The following is a 21690-nucleotide window of genomic DNA, read 5'->3' as shown; positions in this document are numbered from 1 at the left end:
TACTTGAAACCTGGTGCTTACTGCGGCGACGCGGTCGCGCCGCCGTGCGCGGCCGACCACTCAGCCGGTGCGTGCAGGAATTTTTCCACTTCGTCGAGCGTCTTCGTGTCGAAGTAGCCTTTTTCCTTGGCGATGCGCAGGACGTCCCACCAGGTGGCAAGCGCGTGCAGATCGACGTCGATGTCTTTCAGCACCGACACGCTTTCCTTGAAGATGTTGTAGTGGAACAGTACGAAGCAGTGGTTCACCGTCGCGCCCGCGGTGCGCAGCGCGTTGATGAAGTTGATCTTGCTGCGGCTGTCGGTGGTCAGGTCTTCTACCAGCAGCACGCGCTGGCCTTCGGTCAGCAGACCTTCGATCTGTGCGTTGCGGCCGAAACCCTTCGGCTTCTTGCGCACGTATTGCATCGGCACCATCAGGCGGTCGGACAGCCAGGCCGCGAACGGGATGCCGGCGGTTTCGCCACCGGCGACCGCGTCGATCTGCTCGTAGCCGACGTCGCGCAGGATGGTGGCTTCGGCCATTTCCATCAGGCCGCGGCGCACGCGCGGATACGAGATCAGCTTGCGGCAGTCGATATACACCGGGCTCGCCCAGCCGGACGTGAAGATGTACGGTTTTTCCGCGTTGAAGTGAACTGCTTGCACTTCCAGCAGCATCTTGGCGGTCGTGTCGGAGATCGTCTGGCGATCGAAGCCTGTCATGGGCGGATCCTTGGTGTGAGCGAGAGGGCGCGGGCGCATTGGCCCGGTGGCGCAGCAAGCGGAGTGTTCCGCGCCTGATGGGCGGAATACGTAGCCGGTCAGTGGAGTGCAGGCCGGTTTTGCTACGCGCGTAGGCCGACATTTTACCCGATTCGGACACGTCCGAGGAGCCGGTCGTGCGTGAAAACCCGTAAAGGCGGCGATAGCAGCGGCAAGCGGAAGCGGCGAGACGACGCTTTTGGGTGGGGAAGGGTGCGCCGATGGTCGCGTCGCCGCGTGTCGCGCGGCGGTCTTTTTGGCTTGCTTGTGGCCCGGGCAAGCGCCGATTACACTCACGCGAATTTTCACGGACGGGCGGCGCCGATCTCCTCTGCGTGGCCGTGCCCTACGGGATGCTTTCGATGACAGTCGCCTCTTCTTCCACCCCCACCCGCGCGGCCGCGCAACGTGGCTATGCCGGCCGGGCGCTGCTCGCAGCAGTGCTCGGTTACGCGATGGACGGTTTCGATCTGTTGATCCTCGGCTTCATGTTGCCGGTGATCGCCCTCGACCTTCACCTCTCGTCCACTCAGGCCGGCTCGCTTGTCACGTGGACGCTGATCGGTGCCGTGGCGGGCGGCGTTCTCTTCGGCGTGTTGAGCGACTATTTCGGCCGGGTGCGGATGCTCACGTGGACCATCCTGATCTTCGCCGTCTTCACCGGCCTGTGCGCGCTGGCGCAAGGCTACGCGGATCTGCTGGCTTACCGGACCATCGCCGGGCTCGGACTCGGCGGCGAGTTCGGCATTGGCATGACGCTGGTCGCCGAGGCGTGGCCCGCGGCGCAGCGAGCGCGAGTGTCGTCGTATGTGGGGTTGGGCTGGCAACTCGGCGTGCTGGCCGCGGCGCTGCTGACGCCGTTGCTGTTGCCGGTCATCGGCTGGCGCGGCATGTTTGCGCTGGGACTGGCGCCCGCCGTGGTGTCGTTCGTGGTGCGGCGGCGCGTCGAGGAACCGGCGTTGTTCGTCGAACGTGCCGAGCAAGCGCGGCAAGTAGCTCGCGCGGGGCAACGGACCACGTCGCGCAAGCTGCCATTGCGGCTCCTGATCGCCGACGCTCGCACCACGTGCGCGAGCGTTGGCGTTGTGATCCTTTGCTCTGTGCAGAATTTCGGTTACTACGGTCTGATGATCTGGTTGCCGAGCTACCTGTCGAAGACCTTCGGCTATTCGCTGACCAAATCCGGTTTGTGGACTTCCGCGACGGTGCTCGGCATGGCGCTCGGCATCTGGCTCTTCGGCATCGCGGCTGACCGCTTCGGACGCAAGCCGACCTTCCTGTTTTACCAGGCCGGCGCAGTCGTGATGGTATTCGTCTATGCGCACCTCAGCACGCCGTTCGCGCTGCTGATCGGCGGTGCGGTGATGGGGGTGTTCGTCAACGGCATGATCGGCGGCTACGGTGCGCTGATTTCCGAGTTGTATCCCACCGAGGCGCGAGCCACTGCGCAAAACGTGCTGTTCAATATCGGGCGAGCCGTCGGTGGATTTGGGCCGGTCGTGGTCGGAGCGCTGGCTGCGCGCTACTCGTTCGGCGCGGCTCTAGGGTTGCTCGCTTCAATCTATCTGCTCGATATTCTCGCGACGCTGTTCCTGATTCCCGAACGTCGCGGCGCCGCGCTCGAATGACTCGCGGCACGCTCTTCGCAAAGTCCTGCCGAGGCGGCGGGACGCCTCCATATCGATGACGCGCCGCAACATTCCAGGTCCTTGTTTCGCCCGTGGTTACCGGCGGTAAACGCTACTCGTCACGACTCATGCGGGGTGTACACTAACTCCCCCGCAAAAGCTCTGCACCGTCTTGCTAACCGCTCAGGTTCGACGTTGCGCCTAACCGGCGCAAGCGAGAACCGCTGCAGTCGATTACCCATTCGATCCATGCGAGCGAGGCACACGGCGCACTGAGCCGGGCCCGATCACTTACGTCTCGCAGGCTAAAAAATGGACGAACAACTGAAGCAAAGCGCTCTCGCGTATCACCAGAATCCGAAGCCCGGCAAGATCTCGGTCACGCCGACCAAGCCACTCTCCAATCAGCTCGACCTCTCGCTGGCGTACTCGCCAGGCGTCGCCGCGGCCTGCATGGCGATCTTCGATGAACCGCTCGACGCGCAGAAGTACACCTCGCGCGGCAACCTCGTCGGCGTGATTACCAACGGCACCGCCGTGCTCGGCCTCGGCAACATCGGCCCGCTGGCCGCGAAGCCGGTGATGGAAGGCAAGGGCTGTCTGTTCAAGAAGTTTGCCGGCATCGACGTGTTCGATATCGAACTCGCCGAGAACGATCCCGACAAACTGGTCGAAGCGATCGCGATGCTCGAGCCGACGCTCGGCGGCATCAACCTCGAAGACATCAAGGCGCCGGAGTGCTTCTACATCGAGAAGAAGCTGCGCGAGCGCATGAAGATTCCCGTCTTCCACGACGACCAGCACGGTACGGCGATCATCGCATCGGCGGCGATTCTGAACGGCCTGAAAGTGGTCGGCAAAAAGCTCGAAGAAGTGAAGCTGGTTTGCTCGGGTGCGGGCGCCGCGGCGATTGCGTGTCTCGACCTGCTGGTGCATCTGGGTCTTTCGAAGAAGAACGTGCTCGTCACCGATTCGAAGGGCGTGATCTACGAAGGCCGCGGCAATCTGGATCCGTCGAAGGAACGTTATGCGGCGAACACCGGCGCGCGTACGTTGGGCGATGCGATTCGCGGCGCCGATGTGTTCCTCGGTTGCTCGAGCGCCGGCGTGCTGAAGCCCGAAATGGTCGTGGAAATGGGCACCCAGCCGCTGATTCTCGCGCTGGCCAACCCGGAACCGGAGATTCGTCCGGAAGAAGCGAAGAAGGTGCGCCCGGACGCGATTATCGCCACGGGCCGTTCGGATTATCCGAACCAGGTCAACAACGTGCTGTGCTTCCCGTTCATCTTCCGCGGCGCACTCGACGTGGGCGCGACGACCATCACGGAAGAGATGAAACTCGCCTGCGTGCGCGCGATCGCTGAACTGGCCGAAGAAACCGACCAGGGCGACGAAGTGGCGAAGGCCTATGAGGGGCACACGCTCGAATTCGGCCCGGACTACCTGATCCCGAAACCGTTTGACCCGCGTCTGATCATCAAGATTGCGCCGGCCGTCGCGCAGGCTGCGATGGATTCAGGTGTGGCGACCCGTCCGATCAAGGACATGGACGCGTATCGCGAAGAGCTCGGCACCACGGTCTATCGTACCGGCATGGTGATGCGTCCGGTGTTTGCTGCGGCGAAATCGGCGCCGGCGCGCATCGTGTTTGCCGAAGGTGAAGACGAACGCGTGCTGCGTGCGGCGCAGTTCGTGTTGCTGGAGAAGATCGCGAAGCCGATCCTCGTCGGCCGTCCGGCGGTGATCGACATGCGTCTGAAGAAGATGGGCTCGAAGCTCAAGTGCGGCGAAGATTTCGAGATCGTCAATCCGGAAGACGATCCGCGCTATCAGAAGTGCTGGCAGGAGTACCACGAGATCGGTGCGCGTGAAGGCGTCACGCCGGAAGTCGCGAAGGCCGCGCTGCGCAAGTTCAACACGTTGATCGGTGCGCTGCTCGTGCGTGTGGGGGATGCCGACGGCATGATCTGCGGGATGATCGACACGTACCAGAGCCATCTGAAATTCGTCGAACAGGTGCTCGGCAAGGCGGAAAACGTGCAGAACCTGGCGGCGATGAATCTGCTGATGCTGCCTGGCCGCAACCTGTTTATCTGCGATACGTACATCAACGAAGTGCCGACTGCCGAGCAACTCGCCGATATGACGGTGCTGGCTGCTAGCGAGATCGAGAAGTTCGGCATTACGCCGAAGGTCGCGCTGTTGTCGAATTCGAACTTCGGCAGCGTGCCGTCGGCTTCGTCGCAACGCATGGCCGAAGCGCGCAAGCTGATCGTGGAACGTGCGCCGGAGCTGGAGATCGACGGTGAGATGCATGGTGACGCTGCGTTGTCGGAGATGGTCCGCAAGGCTGCGTTTCCGGGCACCAGGCTGACAGGCGAAGCTAACCTGCTGATCATGCCGAACGTCGAAGCGGCAAACATCACGTACAACCTGCTGAAGATGATCGGTGGCGAAGGCGTGACGGTGGGACCGTTCCTGCTCGGCGCGGAAAAGCCGGTGCATATCCTGACGCCGGCCGCGACCGTGCGCCGGATTATCAACATGACGGCGGTGGCTTCGGCAAATGCGCGTGTGAAAGCGAACGCGCAATAACGGTCGCTGTTCTTTCTGATGGTGCGCCGCTTTTTGCGGCGCGCTTGTGAGATGCCCGCGTGCTGCACGGGCATCTCACCGCCATCACGCGGCGTGCTGTGCCTGGCTGCCTTGCGGCGTGCGCCAGCGACCGAGCAATTCCTGCCACTTGACCCGCACACCCTTCAGGTTGTTTTCCTTCACGTGTCCGTAGCCACGGATGCCGTCCGGCAGGTTCGCCAGTTCGACCGCCAACGTGTGCTTCTGCGCGCTCAGGCCGCCGATCACTTCACGCACCAGCGCCTCATACTCGCCGATCAGCGCCCGCTCGGTGCGACGCTCTTCCGTCTTGCCGAATACATCGAACGCGGTGCCGCGCAGGAACTTGAGTTTCGCAAGCACACGCATGGCGCTGAGAATCCAAGGACCGTACTTCTTCTTGATCAGATGACCGTGCGCGTCCTTCTTCGAGAAAGCCGGCGGCGCGAGGTGGATATTGACCTTCCAGTCCCCCTCGAAACTTGCCTTCAGCTTTTCCATGAAGGCCGGATCGGCGTACAGACGGGCGACTTCGTACTCGTCCTTGTAGGCCATCAGCTTATGGAGGTTCTTTGCCACTGCCTCGGTCAACGGCAATTGACCGTCGCCCGAGTCGAGCGCCGATTCCGCCACTCGCACCTGCGCCACCAGTTCGCGGTAGCGCGCTGCGTAGGCTTCGTTTTGCCACGCGGTCAGATAGCCGGCGCGCTTTTCGATCAGCGTGTCGAGTGCCTTCGGCGTATGCAGCGAGATGATCTTGCTGCTGGCGGTTTCCGTCGTCGCGGTGCGGCCTTGCGATTGCGCGATCTTGCGCACAGCCGCGAGGTCATGTGCCGCACGGCGGCCCCATTCGAATGCTGAACGGTTCTTTTCAACCTGCACCGCGTTCAGTTCGATGGCACGCATCAGCGATTCATACGTCAGCGGTACCCAGCCCTTTTGCCAGGCGTAGCCGAGCACGAACGGGTTCGTATAGATCGCATCGCCGAGCAGCGCAACAGCGAAGTGGTTGGCGTCGATTGCGTCGACCCCTGCCTCGCCAGCGCCCGTGCGTACATCCGATTCCGCATCGGCACCCGGGAATTGCCAGTTCGGGTTCTTGATGAATGCTGCGGTCGGCGTGTGCGCGCTGTTCAGCACGACGCGCGTGCGGCCCACCTGCATCCGCGAGACGCATTCGTCGCTGGCAGTCACGATCGCGTCGCAGCCGATCACAAGACTGGCTTCGCCCATGGCGATGCGCGTTGCGTGGATGTCGGCGGGCTGCTTCGCGATCTGCACGTGGCTCATCACGGCGCCGCCCTTTTGCGCGAGGCCGGTCACGTCCAGTACCGTCACGCCCTTGCTCTCGAGGTGAGCGGCCATGCCGAGCAGCGCGCCGATCGTCACCACGCCCGTACCGCCTACGCCGGTGACGAGCACGCCATACGGACGCTCGATCGACGGCAGCTCAGGCATGGGCACCGGTGGCATCGCCTCTGCGCTCGCGCCAGATGAAGCCTTAGGCTTCTTCAACTGTCCGCCTTCAACCGAGACGAAGCTCGGGCAGAAGCCGTTCACGCACGAGAAGTCTTTGTTGCAGGTCGACTGGTTGATCTGACGCTTGGTGCCGTACTCGGTATCCAGCGGTTCGACCGACAGACAGTTGGACTTCACCGAGCAGTCGCCGCAGCCTTCGCAGACTGCTTCGTTGATCACCACGCGGCGCGCCGGATCCGGATACGTGCCGCGTTTGCGACGGCGGCGCTTCTCGGTTGCACAGGTCTGGTCGTAGATCAGGATCGAGGTGCCGGCGATCTCGCGCAGCTCACGCTGCACGTCGTCGAGCTGGTCGCGATGATGGATCGTGATGCCCGGCGCGAGACCGACGTTCGCGTGGTACTTCTCCGGCTCGTCGGTGACGATCACGATTTTCGCTGCGCCCTCGGCGGCAAGCTGATGCGTGATCTGCGGCACGGTCAGCACGCCGTCGACCGGTTGGCCGCCCGTCATCGCAACCGCGTCGTTGTACAGAATCTTGTAGGTAATATTCGCTTTCGAGGCTATCGCCGCGCGAATCGCCAGCAGTCCCGAGTGGAAGTAGGTGCCGTCGCCGAGGTTGGCAAAGACATGCTTGTCGTTGGTGAACGGCGCCTGGCCAACCCATGCCACGCCTTCACCGCCCATCTGGCTGAACGTGCTGGTGCTGCGGTCCATCCACACGGTCATGTAGTGACAGCCGATACCCGCCATCGCCCGCGAACCTTCCGGCACATTGGTCGACGTGTTGTGCGGGCAGCCGGAGCAGAACCACGGCTTGCGCTCGACTTCGACGCGCGGCCGGGCCAGCGCTTTTTCCTTCGCCTCGATTACGGCAATACGCGTAGCAATGCGTGCGCGTACATCGGAAGGCAGGTCGAACTTTTCCAGACGCGTGGCGATGGCCTTGGCGATGATCGCTGGCGATAACTCGTAGTGCGCCGGTAGCAGCCAGTTGCCCATCGGCACGGACCATTCGCCGCCGGCGCCATCCTTCTCGTCGAATTTGCCGAATACGCGCGGACGTTGTGCGTCGGGCCAGTTGTACAGCTCTTCCTTGATCGCGTATTCGAGGATCTGGCGCTTTTCCTCGACCACCAGAATTTCTTCGAGCCCTTGCGCGAAACTATGTGCGCCTTGCGCTTCGAGCGGCCACACGCAACCCACCTTGTAAAGGCGGATGCCGATGCGCGAGCAGGTGTCGTCGTCGAGTCCGAGGTCGGTCAGCGCCTGACGCACGTCGAGATAAGCCTTGCCAGCCGTCATGATGCCGAAGCGCGCCTGCGGCGAATCGATTTCCACGCGGTCCAGCTTGTTGGCGCGCACGTAGGCGAGCGCGGCGTACCACTTGTAGTCGAGCAGACGCGCTTCCTGGACCAGCGGCGGATCGGGCCAACGGATATTCAGGCCACCGTCCGGCATGGCGAAATCTTCAGGCAGCACGATTTTCGTGCGGTGCGGGTCGATATCCACCGAAGCCGACGATTCGACCACATCTGTCACGCACTTCATCGCGACCCACAGACCGGAATAGCGGCTCATGGCCCAGCCGTGCAGGCCGAAGTCGAGGTATTCCTGCACGTTCGACGGAAACAGCACCGGCAGGCCGCAAGCCTTGAACATGTGCTCGGACTGATGCGCGAGCGTCGAGGACTTGGCGGCATGGTCGTCGCCGGCGAGCACGAGGACGCCGCCATGTTGCGACGAGCCGGCCGAATTGCCGTGCTTGAGCACGTCGCCGGAACGGTCGACGCCAGGGCCTTTGCCGTACCACATCGAGAAGACGCCGTCGAATTTGGCGTTCGGATACAGGTTGACCTGTTGCGAGCCCCACACGGCGGTGGCGGCAAGGTCTTCATTGACGCCGGGCTGGAATACGACCTGGTGTGCGGCGAGATGCTGCTTCGCCTTCCACAGCGACTGGTCGAGACCGCCAAGCGGAGATCCGCGATAGCCGGAGATGAACCCGGCAGTATTGAGCCCTGCGGCTTTGTCACGTTCCTGCTGCAACATGGGCAGACGCACGAGGGCCTGGATGCCGCTCATGTATGCGCGGCCGCGTTCCAGCGTGTATTTGTCGTCGAGCGTGACGGAATTGAGCGCGGCTTCGAGCGAGGCTCGCTGACCGGCGTCTAGCGGGGCATTCATTGTCTGTACTCCTCCAACCTGTTTGGGATCGCCAAAACTTGTTGGCCTCGGCATCTTGTGAATGCTTCGGCCGGGGTGGCCATATTGACGTGTTTTAAGTGATGGTAGCACTGGGAGAAACCCGCCGCATGGCATTAAAAATGCTGTACTGCGGCGCGAATCGCTACGGTGCCAATGACGTGATTGTGACAGTCAAGGGAGATGTTGAATTATTTCCAGAGCATCGTGTAACAAGCTGTAAAAGCTTCAATTTCCCGGAACCCATCTTGAAAACCCAGTCTAACCACCCACCTGTGCACGTGTCCGCGCAACGCTCCGCGGTTGGTGGAGCTTCACGACAAGCAGGCAGTTAGAAAAGGAGTACGCATGAACACCAGAAATATCCAGACCTTCCTGATGGTCTCCGCCGCATTCTTTGCGATGAGCGCGCCGGTGCGCTCCAACAGCGCGAGTACCCTCGCAAACGCGGTGGCTTGTACGGCGCGCGTCGCACCCGCTCGCATTGCTTCCAATCGTGCTACGCCTTCGAGCGAGGCCAGCGAGGACGAGCAGCTTTCGTGATGTATCGCTGAGGCGATTCGTCGATCCAATTCTTGCGGTCGCCTGAGGCTGGGCGGCTGCTGAAACAACAAAGGGCGGGGATCTTGCGATCCTCGCCCTTTTCTTATGGCGCGTTGGTGTTGGTCCGGGGCTACGCCTTGTCCTGCACCACGCCGCGTCGGATCTGATCCAACTCGATCGATTCGAACAGCGCCTTGAAATTACCTTCGCCGAACCCCTGATTCCCCTTGCGTTGAATGATCTCGAAGAAGATCGGGCCAATCTGGTTTTCGGTGAAGATCTGCAGCAGCAGATCTTCGGGCGCGCCGTCGATCAGGATCTTGCGCCTGCGCAGCTCGTCGAGCGGCTCGCCGTGATTTGGCACGCGCCGATCGACCAGTTCGTAGTAAGTGTCGATCGTATCGAGCAACGCAATCTTCGCCTCGCGCAGCCCGTCGACGGTGCGGTAGATGTTGTCGCTGCCGAGCGCAATGTGCTGAATGCCTTCGCCGTGATACGCGTCGAGGTATTCCTGAATCTGACCGGCAGTTTCCGAGCCTTCTTCGTTGATCGGAATACGGATCTTGCCGCACGGTGAAGTCATCGCCTTCGACTTCACGCCCGTCACCTTGCCTTCGATGTCGAAGTAACGCACTTCCCGGAAGTTGAAGAGGCGCTCGTAGAACTCCGCCCATTCCTGCATGCGGCCGCGGTGGACGTTGTGCGTCAGGTGGTCGATATAGGTGAGGCCGTGGCCGACCGGGTTCGGGTTGGCGCCGGGAATCGGCACGAAGTCGACATCGTAGATGCCGATATCGCCGATGCTGTTCGGCTCCGCGCCATTCTTGCCACGCCAGCGGTCCACGAAATAGATCAGCGAATCGCCGACGCCCTTGATCGCCGGAATGTTCAGTTCCATCGGGCCGGTCTTGTTATCGAAGCCCCATGCGCCTTTTTCGAGCGCCTGCCTGTACGCCTTGGCGGCGTCCTGTACGCGAAAGGCGATGGCGCAGATCGACGGGCCATGCAGGCGCGCGAAGCGCTGCGCGAACGAATCGGGCTCCGCGTTGACGATGAAATTGATGTCGCCCTGACGGTACAGCGTCACGTCCTTGTGACGATGCCGCGCGATCGCAGTGAAGCCCATCTGTTCAAACAGCTTGCCCAGTGCCTTGGGATCCGGCGCGGTGTACTCGATGAACTCGAAGCCGTCGGTGCCGACGGGGTTGTCCCACGTTTGAACCTGCATATCTGTCTCCTGTGTCGAATGCCGCCAGTTTAAAGGGGCGTACGCGATGGAAACTTGCGAACTTAATCGTGATTGCGTAGGCTGGCGCTAGTTCATGGCTCAAAAATAGGGTTTGGTGGCAGAAGATGGCTAATATCGAGATGGATGTCATCGATCGACGAATTCTCACCATCCTCCAGGAGAATGGTCGACTGTCGAATCAGGAAATCGCAGAACGGGTGAGCCTCTCACCCAGTCCGTGTCTGCGACGTATCCGGCGGCTGGAGGAGAGTGGCGTGATTCGCGGCTATGTCGCATTGCTCGACGCCCAGCAGCTGGGCCTCGATTTGCTTGCGTATGTAAATGTGCGGCTGGAAAAGCGCAGCGTCCCGACGATCAGCCCGCGCGGCGACGGCGCACCGGTGCGAGCGGGCGCGACGCATGCCGATCTGTTTCGCGCCGCGGTCCAGACCTGGCCGGAGGTGGTCGCCTGCCATGCCATGACGGGGGATATGGATTACCTGCTGCGCGTGCAGGTTCAGGACATGGCGCACTTTTCGCGCTTCGTGCAGGACCGGTTGCTGCACCATCCGTCAGTGATCGACGTGAAATCGAGTTTCTCGCTGGAGACGTTCAAGGAGACGACGGCGTTGCCGATTCTTTGAGCGGAGCAGATGACCGTGTTAGGACATATTGGCCTGTTCTAGGGGAAATCGCGGCGGCGGCAAACTTCGGCGGTGCAATAGCAAAAGGGCGGCTGAGCCGCCCTTTTGCTTATCCAGCGAGGATGTGCTTAGGCGATTCAGGCCGCCGCCGCAGCCGGCATGAACGATTCGAAAATCTTCGAAGCCTGACGCGCCTGGCGCTTCAACGCGTAGTCGAACACGGCGGCCTGTTCCTGCAGCATTTCAGCGATGATGCTCGACTGGTCGGCCGGCGGCAGTGTCAGATACGCATCGGCTTCGCCGTACGCGTATTCGATCTTCATGCCGGCCTTCTTCGCGATGTGCATCATCGTGGAGTTGCGCGACAGGCAGTGCATATAGAGCATGCTTACGTGCGTGTTGCGGCTGCGGATGGCGGCGCGCTCGAACAGCTTGCTGCCAATGCCCTGGCCACGCGTGCTTTCCAGCACCGATACGCCGAACTCGGCGGTGCGCTTGTCGCCCTCAACGGGCAGATAGGCGAGGTGGCCCACGCCAACCAGTTGCAACTGGTTGTCGAAAACACCGAACACGGTGTCACGGGTGAAATCGATGGCGCGCACGTAGTTTTCGATTACGTGGTCCGGCACGAGCTGACCGAAGCGCAGCAGGCGGTCGTCTTCGGCCAGTGCGAGAAAGTGCGTCAGCAGGCGTTCGCGGTCGATAGCGGTCAGCTCCCGCACCAGAGCATGCGCGTGACCGGCTGCCTGCGACAGGCGATCGGGTGTGACGATCGGCTCGGCGGCGCGAGTAGTGGGCGTGGTCATGGTTGGGTTCTCCTTTTGATCTAGCGGCATGGTGCACCGCAAGGTCAAATTCTATCGGAAGCGCAATCCCATAACTAGGGAAAACCCGGATATCGATTTGATGTCACGCTCTATTCTGTTGGGAACCTATTTTTATATATATGATTATTAACAGTTATTGATTCTGCATACGTCACATCATCAACTGTGGCTTGCAGGCAACCTCCGTCTCTTGAAGCTGTTGCATCGCAATATTTCGATGCTAATCCTTGGCCCGCAGTCCATGGTCGACCATGTCGACGACCTGTTCCGCGAATTCCCCGTAGCCCATCCGGCCGCCCGGCTTCAGCCAGGTGAAAGTCCAGTTGATCATGCCGAACACCATCATCGTCAGCGCTGTCTGGTTGTCGCGGTTGGCGCGTTCCGGATAGGCGCGCGTTAGCTGGCGCGCAAATGCCGCGACCACGTCGCGCTGGCGATTCAGGATGATCTCGCGTTGCGCGTCGACCAGATATTTGACGTCGTTCAGCAGCGCGACATGCCGGCTGTGAGAGTTCTCATATTCGGACAGAAACGCGCGGATCAGCTCGGCGAAGGTTTCCCGCTCGGTCAGGCCACGTCGCTGGCTCGAGCCTTCCACTTCCGCGATGATCAGCATCAGGCGCCTGGTGTAGCGGTCGAGCAGATCGAACAGGATCGCTTCCTTGCTTTCGTAATAGTGGTAGAGGCGCGCCTTCGAAGTGCCGCTCGCGGCAGCCAGATCGGCCATCGAGGTGCTTGGATAGCTCGTCTGCGCGAACTTGGCCGCGGCCAGTTCGAGGATCTGGTCGCGCTGGGTTTCGTGGTCTGGTGCGCGGGTGCGGGCCATGGTCCTTGGGGTCCTTAGCTGGAACAGGTGGAAAGGTCCGCGCGCAATTCCAGCGCGCGCCATGCGGAAGGATCGCCGCGCAGGCTCACGCGCCCGCTTGCGGCCAGTTCGCGGAAGCGCCAGAACACGAGGCTGTCGCTGACGAGAAAGCCCAGGTCGGCGACCATCAGTTGCGCGGCGATACGGGCGGCGGGGCGCCAGGCGTCGCTGGCGTGTTCCAGGATGAGCGCGTCCAGCTCGGCGAACGTGCCGCTCGTGAAGGTGTTGTCGCGCCAGCGGCGGGTTTCGCCGTTCGCCTGCTTGACCTCCTGCCATTCGAGGGCGAGCCGGCTGATGCGCAGCACCGAGATCGGCGCAACGTCCGGAAGCCGCGTCTGCAGGATGTCCGGCGCAAACATCCCGACCGACGTCGCGTGGTCTGGCCGGCTATGGGCGAAGGCACCGGGGTCGGTAAGGTCGCGGATCGAGAGGCGGACTTCGTTCAGGCGCTGAGGACTGTTGCGCAGGTGGTAGCAGACCCTTCGCAGGGTCAACTGGTCGGCCGCGCTTTCGGCGTGCCAGACGGCCACCTGCGCGTCACCGGCCACGAGTTGCTCCAGCAATGTTGCCTGTTCGGTGAATTCGCCCTGGAAATTGCGTGGTGCGCCGTCGTGTGGGGCTCCGTCCGTCACGCGTTGCCAGAATTCGGCGCGCACCTCGGGCGTGTCGTCGACCCCGCGCAGCGGACCGACCGCGAGATCGTCGCGCAACGACTGCACGGGATCGTCGCGCCCCGCCTGTCGCAGGGCGCTTCGCAGGGAGTCGGCGGCGACGTCGCCGTTAGTCAGGTGGATTGTGCTCATCAACAGCTCGCTGGCAAATCGGTCACAGAAAGGGCCGCGTGGCGAGCGGAACCAGGTCCCGATCGCGAGCGGCCCTTAGTGTAAGCGGATCGCGGGTGAGCTGAAAGCGCTCAGGCGTGCATCGTGGAAGATGTGCGCCCGCAATGTTGTCTAACGCTCATCGTAGCTGACCACCACCCGGTCGCTCACCGGATGGCACTGGCAGGTCAGCACGAAGCCGTCGCGGATTTCGTGGTCTTCGAGCGTGTAGTTCTTTTCCATCCGTACTTCGCCTTCGAGCACCTTGGCGCGGCAGGTGCAGCACACGCCGCCCTTGCAGGCATATGGCAGCGCGAGGCCGGCCTTCAGGCCGACGTCGAGCACGCTCACGCCCTCGTAAGGCAGGCGCAGCTTGCGTTTTTTGCCGTCGAGGATGATCTCGAGGTCCGCCGCCGGCGTGTTTTCGGTGATCTCGACGGGCGGCACGCCCGCCTGCGGCAGTGGCGAGCCGAACCGTTCGACGTGGACCTTGGCGGTCGGCAGGCCCGCGGCTTTCAGCGCGGCCTCGGCGGCGTCCATCATCGGCGCGGGACCGCAGATAAAGGCTTCGTCAATGACTTCGGCTGGCACCAGGTTTTCGATAAACGCTGCGCACTTCTGCTGGTCGAGCACACCGTTGAACAGTTCGACGTCCTGCAGATCGTCCGACAGCACGTGATACAGCACGAACCGGTTCATGAAGCGATTCTTCAGGTCTTCCAGTTCTTCTGCAAACATGATCTGGTCGACGCTGCGGTTGCCGTAGACCAGCGTGAAGGTGCTGCGCGGCTCGAATTCGAGGGTAGTCTTGATGATCGCGAGCACCGGCGTGATGCCCGAACCGCCGGAAAAGGCGAGGTATTGCTGCCCCTGTTCCGCGTTCAGGTGCGTGAAGAAGCGGCCGTCGGGCGTCATCACGTCGATCGTGTGACCGGGCTGCAGGGTGTCGAATGCGAAGTTCGAAAAGCGGCCGCCCCGCACGCGCTTGATGCCGATACGCAGTTCGCCGTCGCGGTCGTAGTCGGTCACGCCGACGCAGATCGAATACGAGCGGCGCGTCTCCTCACCGTCGATGTGCGTCTTCAGCGTGACGAACTGGCCCTGCGTGAAGCGATACTGCTCGCGCAGTTCGGCGGGGACTTCGAAGGCGACCGAGACCGCGTCGGCGGTTTCGGGCCGGACTTCGCGGATACGCAGGGGGTGAAATTGCGGGGTGGCCATATCAGTAGGGTTTGAAATAGTCGAAGGGTTCGCGGCAGTCGAGACAGCGGTACAGCGCCTTGCAGGCCGTCGAGCCGAATTGCGCGAGACGTTCGGTATGGACCGAGCCGCAACGCGGGCACGCCGGGGCGGGGACTGCTGCCGTGCGGACGAAGCGGATTACTTTTTCCTGAGGTACATCGCTCGCGCAATTGCCGGTGGGCGGGGCGATGCCGTAGGCACGCAGCTTTTCGCGCGCGTCGGCGGTCATCCAGTCGGTGGTCCAGGCAGGGGCGAGGACAGTGGCGATGCGGTACGGCGTGAGCTGCGCGGCCTCGAGCGCGTGTGCGACGTCCTCGGCAATCTGCGACATGGCCGGGCAGCCGGAGTACGTCGGGGTGATGACGACTTCGAGCATGCCATCCGCAGCACGCCGGACGTCGCGCAGGATGCCGAGTTCGCGAATCGACACCACCGGAATCTCCGGGTCGGGTACCGCTTCTAGCGCTGTCCATGCGCGCTCCAGCGTCGGGTCCATGGTCGTGGTGAGGTTCGCGGCCATCGTCTTGTGCTCCAGGGCCTACCAGCTCGCGCCGGGGTGCTGCCGCGCGAGGCTTTGCATCTCAGCCAGCACGTAGCCCATGTGTTCCGAGTGTTCGCCAAGCTTGCCCGTCGTGACATGCTTCACCGGTTCAGGTGACGTGAGCGTGGCTTCGTCGAGCGCGGCTCGTACGTCTTCTTCCCAGGCGCCTTGCAGATCGGCGGTCAGCGGACCGATGCCCGTTGCGGCGATGACTTCCTCAACCGCGTCCACGCTGAAGAACTCGCGCGTGTAGGGCATCAGGTAGTCGAGCGCGTCTTGCGCGCGGCGATGCGACTCATCCGTGCCGTCGCCGAGCCGGATCAGCCATTCGCCGGCGTGATGGACGTGGTAGCGCGTTTCCTTGATCGACTTCGCGGCGATGGCCGCGAGTTGTGCGTCGGTCGACGCGGTAAGCGCCGTCCAGAGATGCGCCATCAGCGTCGAGTACAGGAAGTTGCGCACGATCGTAACCGCGTAGTCCTTGTCCGCGTGCGCGGTGCCGGCGAGCGGCCCGTAATGCGGCAACTCGGCGAGCATGTAGTTGGCGAATTCGCGCTCGGTGCGGAAATACGCGTAGTCGTCTTCGCTCTTGCTGGCGCCGGTGAGCGCATGCTCGAGCGTTGCGGCGTGCGTGTACAGCAGCCGCGCCTGGCCGATCAGGTCGAGGCTCATGTTGGCGAGCGCGATGTCCTCTTCGAGAATCGGGCCGTGACCGCACCACTCGGCGTTGCGCTGACCGAGGATCAGTGCGGTGTCCGCGAGACGCAGCACGTAGGAAAGGTGTTGGGGCGTGATGTCCATGACGCGCTTACATGTGGTTGACTTCGTCGGGGAGTGTGTAGAACGTCGGATGGCGATAGATCTTGTCGCCAGCCGGTTCGAACAGCTCCGCCTTGTTCTGCGGGTCGGATGCGGTGATCGCCGAGGACGGCACCACCCAGATGCTCACGCCTTCCTGACGGCGGGTGTACACGTCGCGCGCCATGCGCAGCGCCATCGGCGCGTCGGCAGCGTGCAGACTGCCGCAGTGCTTGTGGTCGAGGCCCTGCTTGCTGCGCACGAACACTTCCCAGATCGGCCACTCTTTGTTTGTCGACTTGTCCATTCTCGAAATCTCCTGAATCTTTTGCTGTTGGCTCGTACCGGTTGGCAGCTATTAAATGTCTGTTAGTGCCTGTTGCTGCCGGACGCTGTGCCTGTATCGAGCTAATCGTCGCTGCGTCGCTGTGCTTACGCTGCGTGCTGCTGCGCGCGTTGGCGCTGCTTTTCCGCGTGGGCGAGGGCCGCTTCGCGGACCCAGGCGCCGTCGTTATGAGCTTTCACGCGGGTGGCGAGACGCTCGCGGTTGCACGGGCCGTCGCCGTTGACCACGCGCCAGAACTCTTCCCAGTCGATGTCGCCGTAGTCGTGATGACCGCGCGCTTCGTTCCACTTCAGGTCTGGATCCGGCAGCGTGACGCCGAGGACCTTGGCCTGGTCGACGGTGGCGTCGACAAATTTTTGACGCAGATCGTCATTGGAAATGCGCTTGATGCCCCATTTCGACGATTGATTGCTGTGGATCGAATCCTTGTCGCTCGGGCCGAACATCATCAGCACCGGCCACCACCAGCGGTTCACCGCCTGCTGGACCATCTCGCGCTGCGCTTCGGTGCCGCTCATCATCGACAGCAGCGCGTCGAATCCCTGGCGCTGGTGGAACGACTCCTCCTTGCAGATGCGGATCATCGCCCGGGCATATGGGCCGTAGGTGCAGCGGCACAGCGGGATCTGGTTCATGATCGCCGCGCCGTCGACCAGCCAGCCGATCACGCCGACATCCGCCCACGTGGGTGTCGGATAATTGAAAATGCTCGAATATTTGGCTTTGCCGGCGTGCAGGGCGTCGATCAGCTGATCGCGTGAAACCGCGAGCGTTTCAGCGGCGCTATATAGATAAAGACCGTGGCCCGCCTCGTCCTGCACCTTGGCGAGCAGAATTGCCTTGCGCTTCAGACTCGGCGCGCGGGTAATCCAGTTGCCTTCGGGCAGCATGCCGACGATTTCCGAATGCGCGTGCTGTGAAATCTGACGCACGAGCGTTTTACGATAGGCATCGGGCATCCAGTCTTGCGGTTCGATCTTGCCGTCGGCGGCCATGACCGCATCGAAACGCGCCTGTTCGGGCGAGCCGGCGGCACCATCTAGCGGCGCAACGTTGCCTGATATGTCGAGGGATTGCGTGTACATGGCGAGCACTCTCGTCCAAAGTTGTCCGTGGGTGGAGTATAAACCAACCGACCGGTCGGTTAATGATTTTTTTGAGATTGACTGAGGGTGGGTTCGGACGGTGTAGATAGGGTACGGTGGAGGCCGGCACGACGCGTGAGTTTGCGAAGATTAATCTCAAGGACGAAAGAGAAATGGCGGAGCGGATCTATTTGCAACATCCCACGAAGACTGAAACGGTCGAAGTGAGTACTGGCTTTAGCTGGTCGGCGTTTCTGCTGGGTTTTGTCTGGGCACTCATGAAGCGCATGTGGCTGATCGCGCTGGTGCTGCTGGCGGTGGATCTGGCGATTGGCCTGATCGGGTTCGCAGGCGTCACCGCCGATGTGGTCAGCCTGGTGCTGAGTATCGTGTTTGCGATTTACTGCGGTATGAATGCCAACCAGTGGTACCGCCGCGACCTGGAACGCAAAGGTTACGTGATCAAAGGTCCGGGGCCTGAAACAGGGGTGCTGCGATAGCGGTGCTCCGGTCCGAAATAACGCCTTTGGACGGTTCTAGCTCAACCGCTGCTGGCCTAGCCCGCTGCAGAACCTATAAAATCGCGGATTGGCTGCAATTTTGCGCCCCCTGCATTCCTGGTTCCCATGTTACGTCTAAGCGAAGTCAAACTCCCGCTCGATCACCCCGATAGCGCTCTCGATGCCGCCGTTCTCGCGCGCCTCGCCGAGCTGGGCGTACCGCCGGACGGACTCGTCCGTTACACCGTGTTCCGTCGCGCACACGATGCGCGCAAGCGCGCCGATATCAAGCTGACGTATATCGTCGATGTCGAGGTGAAGGATGAAGCGGCCGCTCTGAAACGCCTCGCGAGCGTGCCTCACTGCGCCGTGACACCGGACATGGCGTACCGCTTTGTCGCGAAGGCGCCCGAGCCTATGACGGCGCTGCGGCCGGTGGTGATCGGCATGGGGCCGTGTGGGCTGTTCGCGGGGTTGATCCTCGCCCAGATGGGTTTTCGCCCCATTATTCTCGAGCGCGGCAAGGCTGTTCGTGAGCGTACTAAAGATACGTTCGGGCTGTGGCGCAAGTCCGTGCTCAATCCCGAATCCAATGTGCAGTTCGGTGAAGGCGGAGCCGGCACATTCTCGGACGGCAAGCTCTACAGCCAGATCAAGGATCCGCATCACTACGGCCGCAAGGTGCTCGATGAGTTCGTGAAAGCGGGTGCGCCGGAAGACATTCTCTATCTGAGCAGGCCGCATATCGGCACTTTTCGTCTGGTCAGCATGGTGGAGAAGATGCGCGCCACCATTCATGAACTCGGCGGCGAAGTGCGGTTTGAGACGCGCGTCGAGGATATTGAGATCGAGCAGGGCAAGGTGCGTGCTCTGCAGTTGTCCAATGGTGAAACACTACCGTGCGACCACGTGGTGCTCGCAGTCGGTCACAGCGCGCGCGACACCTTCGAAATGCTGCACAAGCGCGGCGTGTACATTGAAGCGAAGCCGTTTTCGCTCGGATTCCGGATTGAACATCCGCAAGGGATGATCGACCGCAGCCGCTTTGGCAAGTTTGCCGGGCACAAGCAACTGGGCGCCGCTGATTACAAGGTGGTGCATCACTGCAGCAACGGCCGGGCGGTGTATAGCTTCTGCATGTGTCCTGGTGGCACGGTGGTCGCGGCGACTTCGGAGCCGGGCCGCGTGGTTACCAACGGGATGAGCCAGTATTCCCGGGCGGAGCGCAACGCCAATGCCGGCATCGTGGTTGGCATTACGCCGGAGGATTATCCGGGCGGGCCGCTTGCCGGCATCGCGTTTCAGCGCAAATGGGAAGAGCGGGCGTTCGAACTGGGCGGCAGCAATTACTGCGCGCCGGGCCAGCGGGTGGGCGACTTCATTGCCGGCCGGCCGTCTACGTCGCTCGGTTCGGTTGTCCCCTCCTATAAACCAGGCGTCCATCCGACCGATCTCAGCACGGCGCTGCCCGACTATGTCATCGAGGCCATCCGCGAAGCACTGCCGCAACTCGACCGCAAGATCGCCGGTTTCGCCATGGACGATGCAGTGTTGACGGGGGTGGAGACGCGCACGTCGTCGCCGATCCGGATTCGCCGCAAAGACGATTATCAGAGCATGAATGTGGAAGGGCTCTATCCAGCCGGCGAGGGCGCGGGTTACGCCGGCGGGATTTATTCTGCGGCGATCGACGGAATTGAAGTGGCGCAAGCATTGGCGTTGGACATGACGGCGGGCGCTGCTCACTGAGCTTGCGTTGCCTTGCTCGCGAAGGCGCGGGCGGTGTGATCGGGATGTTTGTTCGCGCCGGCCACCCGTCGCAATCGATCGGGCACAATGGGCGCTTTGCTTTTTGCCCACGAACCGAATGACCCTCCGTACTCTGGCCGCTGTGTGCGGCGCTGTTCTGCTTGTTCAATTCGCCGTCGCACCAGCAGCGATTGCCGCGGATGCTCCTACGCACTGGGTGTCCGCATGGGCGACCGCCCTTCAGTCGATTCCCCAGCAGGCTAACCTGCCGCCGCTGTACAGGGCGCCGGAGATCGCTGGGCGTACGGTCCGGCAAATCGTGTATCCAACTCTTTCGGGTCGCGCCGTCCGGGTTCACCTCAGCAACGAATATGGAAAGACGCCGTTGGTGATCCAGGATTTACGGATTGCGCGTTCGGCGGGTGGCGCGGCCACACAAGCGAACGGCGGCGCCAAGGTGACGTTTGGCGGGAGAGCCTCTGTAACAGTGCCACCCGGCAGTGAACTGGATAGCGATGCGGCCGAGGTCGATATTGTCGCCGGTGCGCCGTATGCGATCAGCTCGTACATGGGGGCGGATCAAAATCTGGTGGCGTGGCATCGCGTGTCGAATCAGGTGAATTACGTCTCGCTGCCTGGCAATCACACTGATGACTCTATGTCAGGAGCATTTCATCAGCGGTTCACCCAGTTTGTGTGGGTGACGGGGTTGTCCGTGGAGGCGCCGTCGGCAGCCGCCGTTGCTACGATCGGCGATTCCATTACCGATGGCATGCGGTCTAGCTTGAATGAAAACCACCGCTGGCCGGATGCGTTCGCGCGCCGGTTGACTCAGGCAGGGGACCGGTCGACTGCGGTCGTCAATCTAGGGATCAGCGGCAACCGTCTGCTTAACGATTCGCCCTGCTATGGCGAGGCGCTCGTTAAACGTTTCGGCCGGGATGTGCTGGAGCGACCGGGCGTGAAAGTGGCGATCCTGCTGATCGGCATCAATGACATCAATTTCTCTTCGATGCCGCCGCGCGCCGGGCTTGATTGCGATTATCCGCATACGTCTGTGAATGCCGAGGACCTCATCGACGGCTACAAGCGGGTGATTGCCGAGGCGCATCGTCGTGGCGTGCGCGTGTTCGGTGCGACGCTCACGCCTGCCTCGCTGCCACCACAACGCGAAAGCATCCGGCTGGCGGCGAATCAATGGATCAGGACCGCGGGAGCGTTCGATGGTGTGGTCGATTTCGATGCTGCGCTGCGCGATCCCGCCCAGCCTGCGCGTTTGCAGGAGGGGTATGACAGTGGCGACCACATCCATCCGAGCGATGCAGGTTACGCGGCGATGGCTCAGGCGATTCCGCTCGATGTGGTAGTAAATTCGACTCGAAAGTGACTCGCCAAAAAAATATTTCCGTCAAACCCTTGTCATACGGCCATTGCTCACCTACTATTCGGCTCCTCGTTTGCGGACGAGCGCCGCTGCGGAAACCAGTGGCCGTAGCGTCAACAAGGTTTTAAGCGGAAGCGAAAAAATGTTGTTGACGAAGCGAAAAAGATTCTTCATAATCTCGTTTCTCTGCTGCTGATGCAGCGACGCAGAACGAAGCGGTACCGAAGGGTTGTGAGGGTGATGCAACGCGGTGCCGGTTTGGTGGTGAATGCGTACCGATCTTTAAAAATTAACAGCCGATAAGTGTGGGCGCTTGATGGCGACGCGGCGGTGGGCCTTTCGGGGTTTGCCGCGAAGCGAAAGTATCAAGTCTCACACAGTAATGAAAGGAAGGTTTTTTCATCGCAAGATGATTGAACAATTCGTCAGTACGTTGAGTGAGCGACCTA

The 21690-nt window shown here is 61.8% G+C and carries 18 protein-coding genes; 7 read left to right on the top strand and 11 right to left on the bottom strand.

Annotated elements, in window-relative coordinates; genetic code table 11:
* Positions 1-17: 17 nt before the first annotated feature.
* Positions 18-704: an orotate phosphoribosyltransferase gene (locus P3T17_RS35170; protein ID WP_074262733.1), complete on the bottom strand. Its 687-nt coding sequence runs from the start codon at positions 702-704 to the stop codon at positions 18-20.
* A gap of 401 nt (positions 705-1105) precedes the next feature.
* Between P3T17_RS35170 and P3T17_RS35165 the strand changes: the two genes are divergently transcribed.
* Together P3T17_RS35165 and P3T17_RS35160 are read left to right on the top strand one after the other, a co-directional pair.
* Positions 1106-2371 carry an MFS transporter gene (locus P3T17_RS35165; RefSeq protein ID WP_074262732.1) on the top strand — a complete coding sequence of 422 codons (1266 nt, stop codon included), beginning with the start codon at positions 1106-1108 and terminating at the stop codon, positions 2369-2371.
* A 312-nt stretch (positions 2372-2683) separates the two neighbouring features.
* Entirely contained in the window at positions 2684-4966 is a 2283-nt protein-coding gene (locus P3T17_RS35160) for an NADP-dependent malic enzyme (protein WP_074262731.1), read from the top strand.
* Positions 4967-5050: 84 nt separating this feature from the next.
* Here P3T17_RS35160 and P3T17_RS35155 read toward each other — a convergent pair whose 3' ends face one another.
* On the bottom strand, positions 5051-8650 hold the full coding sequence (locus P3T17_RS35155) for an indolepyruvate ferredoxin oxidoreductase family protein (RefSeq protein WP_429411516.1): 3600 nt from the start codon (positions 8648-8650) through the stop codon (positions 5051-5053).
* A gap of 366 nt (positions 8651-9016) precedes the next feature.
* Between P3T17_RS35155 and P3T17_RS35150 the strand changes: the two genes are divergently transcribed.
* Positions 9017-9211 (top strand): hypothetical protein, encoded by a 195-nt coding sequence (locus P3T17_RS35150; protein ID WP_074262729.1) that lies wholly within the window; start codon positions 9017-9019, stop codon positions 9209-9211.
* Between the two features lie 130 nt (positions 9212-9341).
* Here the strand turns inward: P3T17_RS35150 and hppD are convergent, their stop codons facing one another.
* Complete coding sequence (gene hppD, locus P3T17_RS35145; RefSeq protein WP_074262728.1) at positions 9342-10439, bottom strand: 4-hydroxyphenylpyruvate dioxygenase; 1098 nt, start codon at positions 10437-10439, stop codon at positions 9342-9344.
* A gap of 125 nt (positions 10440-10564) precedes the next feature.
* Here hppD and P3T17_RS35140 point away from each other — a divergent pair, with 125 nt between their 5' ends.
* The gene (locus P3T17_RS35140; RefSeq protein WP_429411514.1) at positions 10565-11083 is read left to right on the top strand and encodes an Lrp/AsnC family transcriptional regulator; all 519 of its coding nucleotides are present in this window, start codon (positions 10565-10567) and stop codon (positions 11081-11083) included.
* Positions 11084-11220: 137 nt separating this feature from the next.
* Here the strand turns inward: P3T17_RS35140 and P3T17_RS35135 are convergent, their stop codons facing one another.
* The 8 genes from P3T17_RS35135 to paaA form a co-directional block, all read right to left on the bottom strand.
* Positions 11221-11889: a GNAT family N-acetyltransferase gene (locus P3T17_RS35135; RefSeq protein WP_429411512.1), complete on the bottom strand. Its 669-nt coding sequence runs from the start codon at positions 11887-11889 to the stop codon at positions 11221-11223.
* 241 nt (positions 11890-12130) lie between these two features.
* Positions 12131-12736, bottom strand: a complete 606-nt coding sequence (locus P3T17_RS35130) for a TetR/AcrR family transcriptional regulator (protein ID WP_074262725.1) — start codon at positions 12734-12736, stop codon at positions 12131-12133.
* Between the two features lie 14 nt (positions 12737-12750).
* On the bottom strand, positions 12751-13578 hold the full coding sequence (locus P3T17_RS35125) for a DUF1835 domain-containing protein (protein ID WP_429411510.1): 828 nt from the start codon (positions 13576-13578) through the stop codon (positions 12751-12753).
* 150 nt (positions 13579-13728) lie between these two features.
* On the bottom strand, positions 13729-14817 hold the full coding sequence (gene paaE, locus P3T17_RS35120) for a 1,2-phenylacetyl-CoA epoxidase subunit PaaE (RefSeq protein WP_429411508.1): 1089 nt from the start codon (positions 14815-14817) through the stop codon (positions 13729-13731).
* Between the two features lies 1 nt (position 14818).
* Entirely contained in the window at positions 14819-15358 is a 540-nt protein-coding gene (paaD, locus tag P3T17_RS35115; protein ID WP_429411506.1) for a 1,2-phenylacetyl-CoA epoxidase subunit PaaD, read from the bottom strand.
* Positions 15359-15376: 18 nt separating this feature from the next.
* Positions 15377-16180 (bottom strand): 1,2-phenylacetyl-CoA epoxidase subunit PaaC, encoded by an 804-nt coding sequence (gene paaC, locus P3T17_RS35110; RefSeq protein ID WP_429411504.1) that lies wholly within the window; start codon positions 16178-16180, stop codon positions 15377-15379.
* A 7-nt stretch (positions 16181-16187) separates the two neighbouring features.
* Positions 16188-16484: a 1,2-phenylacetyl-CoA epoxidase subunit PaaB gene (paaB, locus tag P3T17_RS35105; protein WP_429411502.1), complete on the bottom strand. Its 297-nt coding sequence runs from the start codon at positions 16482-16484 to the stop codon at positions 16188-16190.
* Between the two features lie 125 nt (positions 16485-16609).
* Positions 16610-17608, bottom strand: coding sequence for a 1,2-phenylacetyl-CoA epoxidase subunit PaaA (gene paaA, locus P3T17_RS35100; protein ID WP_429411500.1), 999 nt, complete (start codon positions 17606-17608; stop codon positions 16610-16612).
* A gap of 116 nt (positions 17609-17724) precedes the next feature.
* Between paaA and P3T17_RS35095 the strand changes: the two genes are divergently transcribed.
* From P3T17_RS35095 to P3T17_RS35085, 3 genes are all read left to right on the top strand, one after another.
* A complete protein-coding gene (locus P3T17_RS35095) occupies positions 17725-18108 on the top strand; it encodes a DUF2628 domain-containing protein (protein ID WP_429411498.1) in 384 nt (127 codons plus the stop codon).
* Positions 18109-18234: 126 nt separating this feature from the next.
* The gene (locus P3T17_RS35090; protein WP_429411496.1) at positions 18235-19857 is read left to right on the top strand and encodes an NAD(P)/FAD-dependent oxidoreductase; all 1623 of its coding nucleotides are present in this window, start codon (positions 18235-18237) and stop codon (positions 19855-19857) included.
* A 118-nt stretch (positions 19858-19975) separates the two neighbouring features.
* Positions 19976-21244: an SGNH/GDSL hydrolase family protein gene (locus tag P3T17_RS35085; RefSeq protein WP_429411494.1), complete on the top strand. Its 1269-nt coding sequence runs from the start codon at positions 19976-19978 to the stop codon at positions 21242-21244.
* Positions 21245-21690: the final 446 nt, after the last annotated feature.

Source organism: Paraburkholderia sp. GAS82 (genome assembly GCF_050436285.1).
Classification (GTDB): Bacteria; Pseudomonadota; Gammaproteobacteria; order Burkholderiales; family Burkholderiaceae; genus Paraburkholderia; species Paraburkholderia phenazinium_B.
The sequence above is the reverse complement of the archived record's forward strand: the minus strand, read 5'-3'. Positions and strand labels throughout refer to the sequence as shown.

Coding starts and splice junctions, on each gene's coding strand:
- P3T17_RS35160 (WP_074262731.1), top strand. CDS start 2,684: ATGGACGAACAACTGAAGCAAAGCGCTCTCGCGTATCACCAGAATCCG.
- P3T17_RS35085 (WP_429411494.1), top strand. CDS start 19,976: ATGACCCTCCGTACTCTGGCCGCTGTGTGCGGCGCTGTTCTGCTTGTT.
- paaE (WP_429411508.1), bottom strand. CDS start 14,817: ATGGCCACCCCGCAATTTCACCCCCTGCGTATCCGCGAAGTCCGGCCC.
- paaA (WP_429411500.1), bottom strand. CDS start 17,608: ATGTACACGCAATCCCTCGACATATCAGGCAACGTTGCGCCGCTAGAT.
- P3T17_RS35155 (WP_429411516.1), bottom strand. CDS start 8,650: ATGAATGCCCCGCTAGACGCCGGTCAGCGAGCCTCGCTCGAAGCCGCG.
- paaC (WP_429411504.1), bottom strand. CDS start 16,180: ATGGACATCACGCCCCAACACCTTTCCTACGTGCTGCGTCTCGCGGAC.
- P3T17_RS35165 (WP_074262732.1), top strand. CDS start 1,106: ATGACAGTCGCCTCTTCTTCCACCCCCACCCGCGCGGCCGCGCAACGT.
- paaD (WP_429411506.1), bottom strand. CDS start 15,358: ATGGCCGCGAACCTCACCACGACCATGGACCCGACGCTGGAGCGCGCA.
- paaB (WP_429411502.1), bottom strand. CDS start 16,484: ATGGACAAGTCGACAAACAAAGAGTGGCCGATCTGGGAAGTGTTCGTG.
- P3T17_RS35140 (WP_429411514.1), top strand. CDS start 10,565: ATGGCTAATATCGAGATGGATGTCATCGATCGACGAATTCTCACCATC.
- P3T17_RS35090 (WP_429411496.1), top strand. CDS start 18,235: ATGTTACGTCTAAGCGAAGTCAAACTCCCGCTCGATCACCCCGATAGC.
- P3T17_RS35125 (WP_429411510.1), bottom strand. CDS start 13,578: ATGAGCACAATCCACCTGACTAACGGCGACGTCGCCGCCGACTCCCTG.
- hppD (WP_074262728.1), bottom strand. CDS start 10,439: ATGCAGGTTCAAACGTGGGACAACCCCGTCGGCACCGACGGCTTCGAG.
- P3T17_RS35130 (WP_074262725.1), bottom strand. CDS start 12,736: ATGGCCCGCACCCGCGCACCAGACCACGAAACCCAGCGCGACCAGATC.
- P3T17_RS35135 (WP_429411512.1), bottom strand. CDS start 11,889: ATGACCACGCCCACTACTCGCGCCGCCGAGCCGATCGTCACACCCGAT.
- P3T17_RS35170 (WP_074262733.1), bottom strand. CDS start 704: ATGACAGGCTTCGATCGCCAGACGATCTCCGACACGACCGCCAAGATG.
- P3T17_RS35150 (WP_074262729.1), top strand. CDS start 9,017: ATGAACACCAGAAATATCCAGACCTTCCTGATGGTCTCCGCCGCATTC.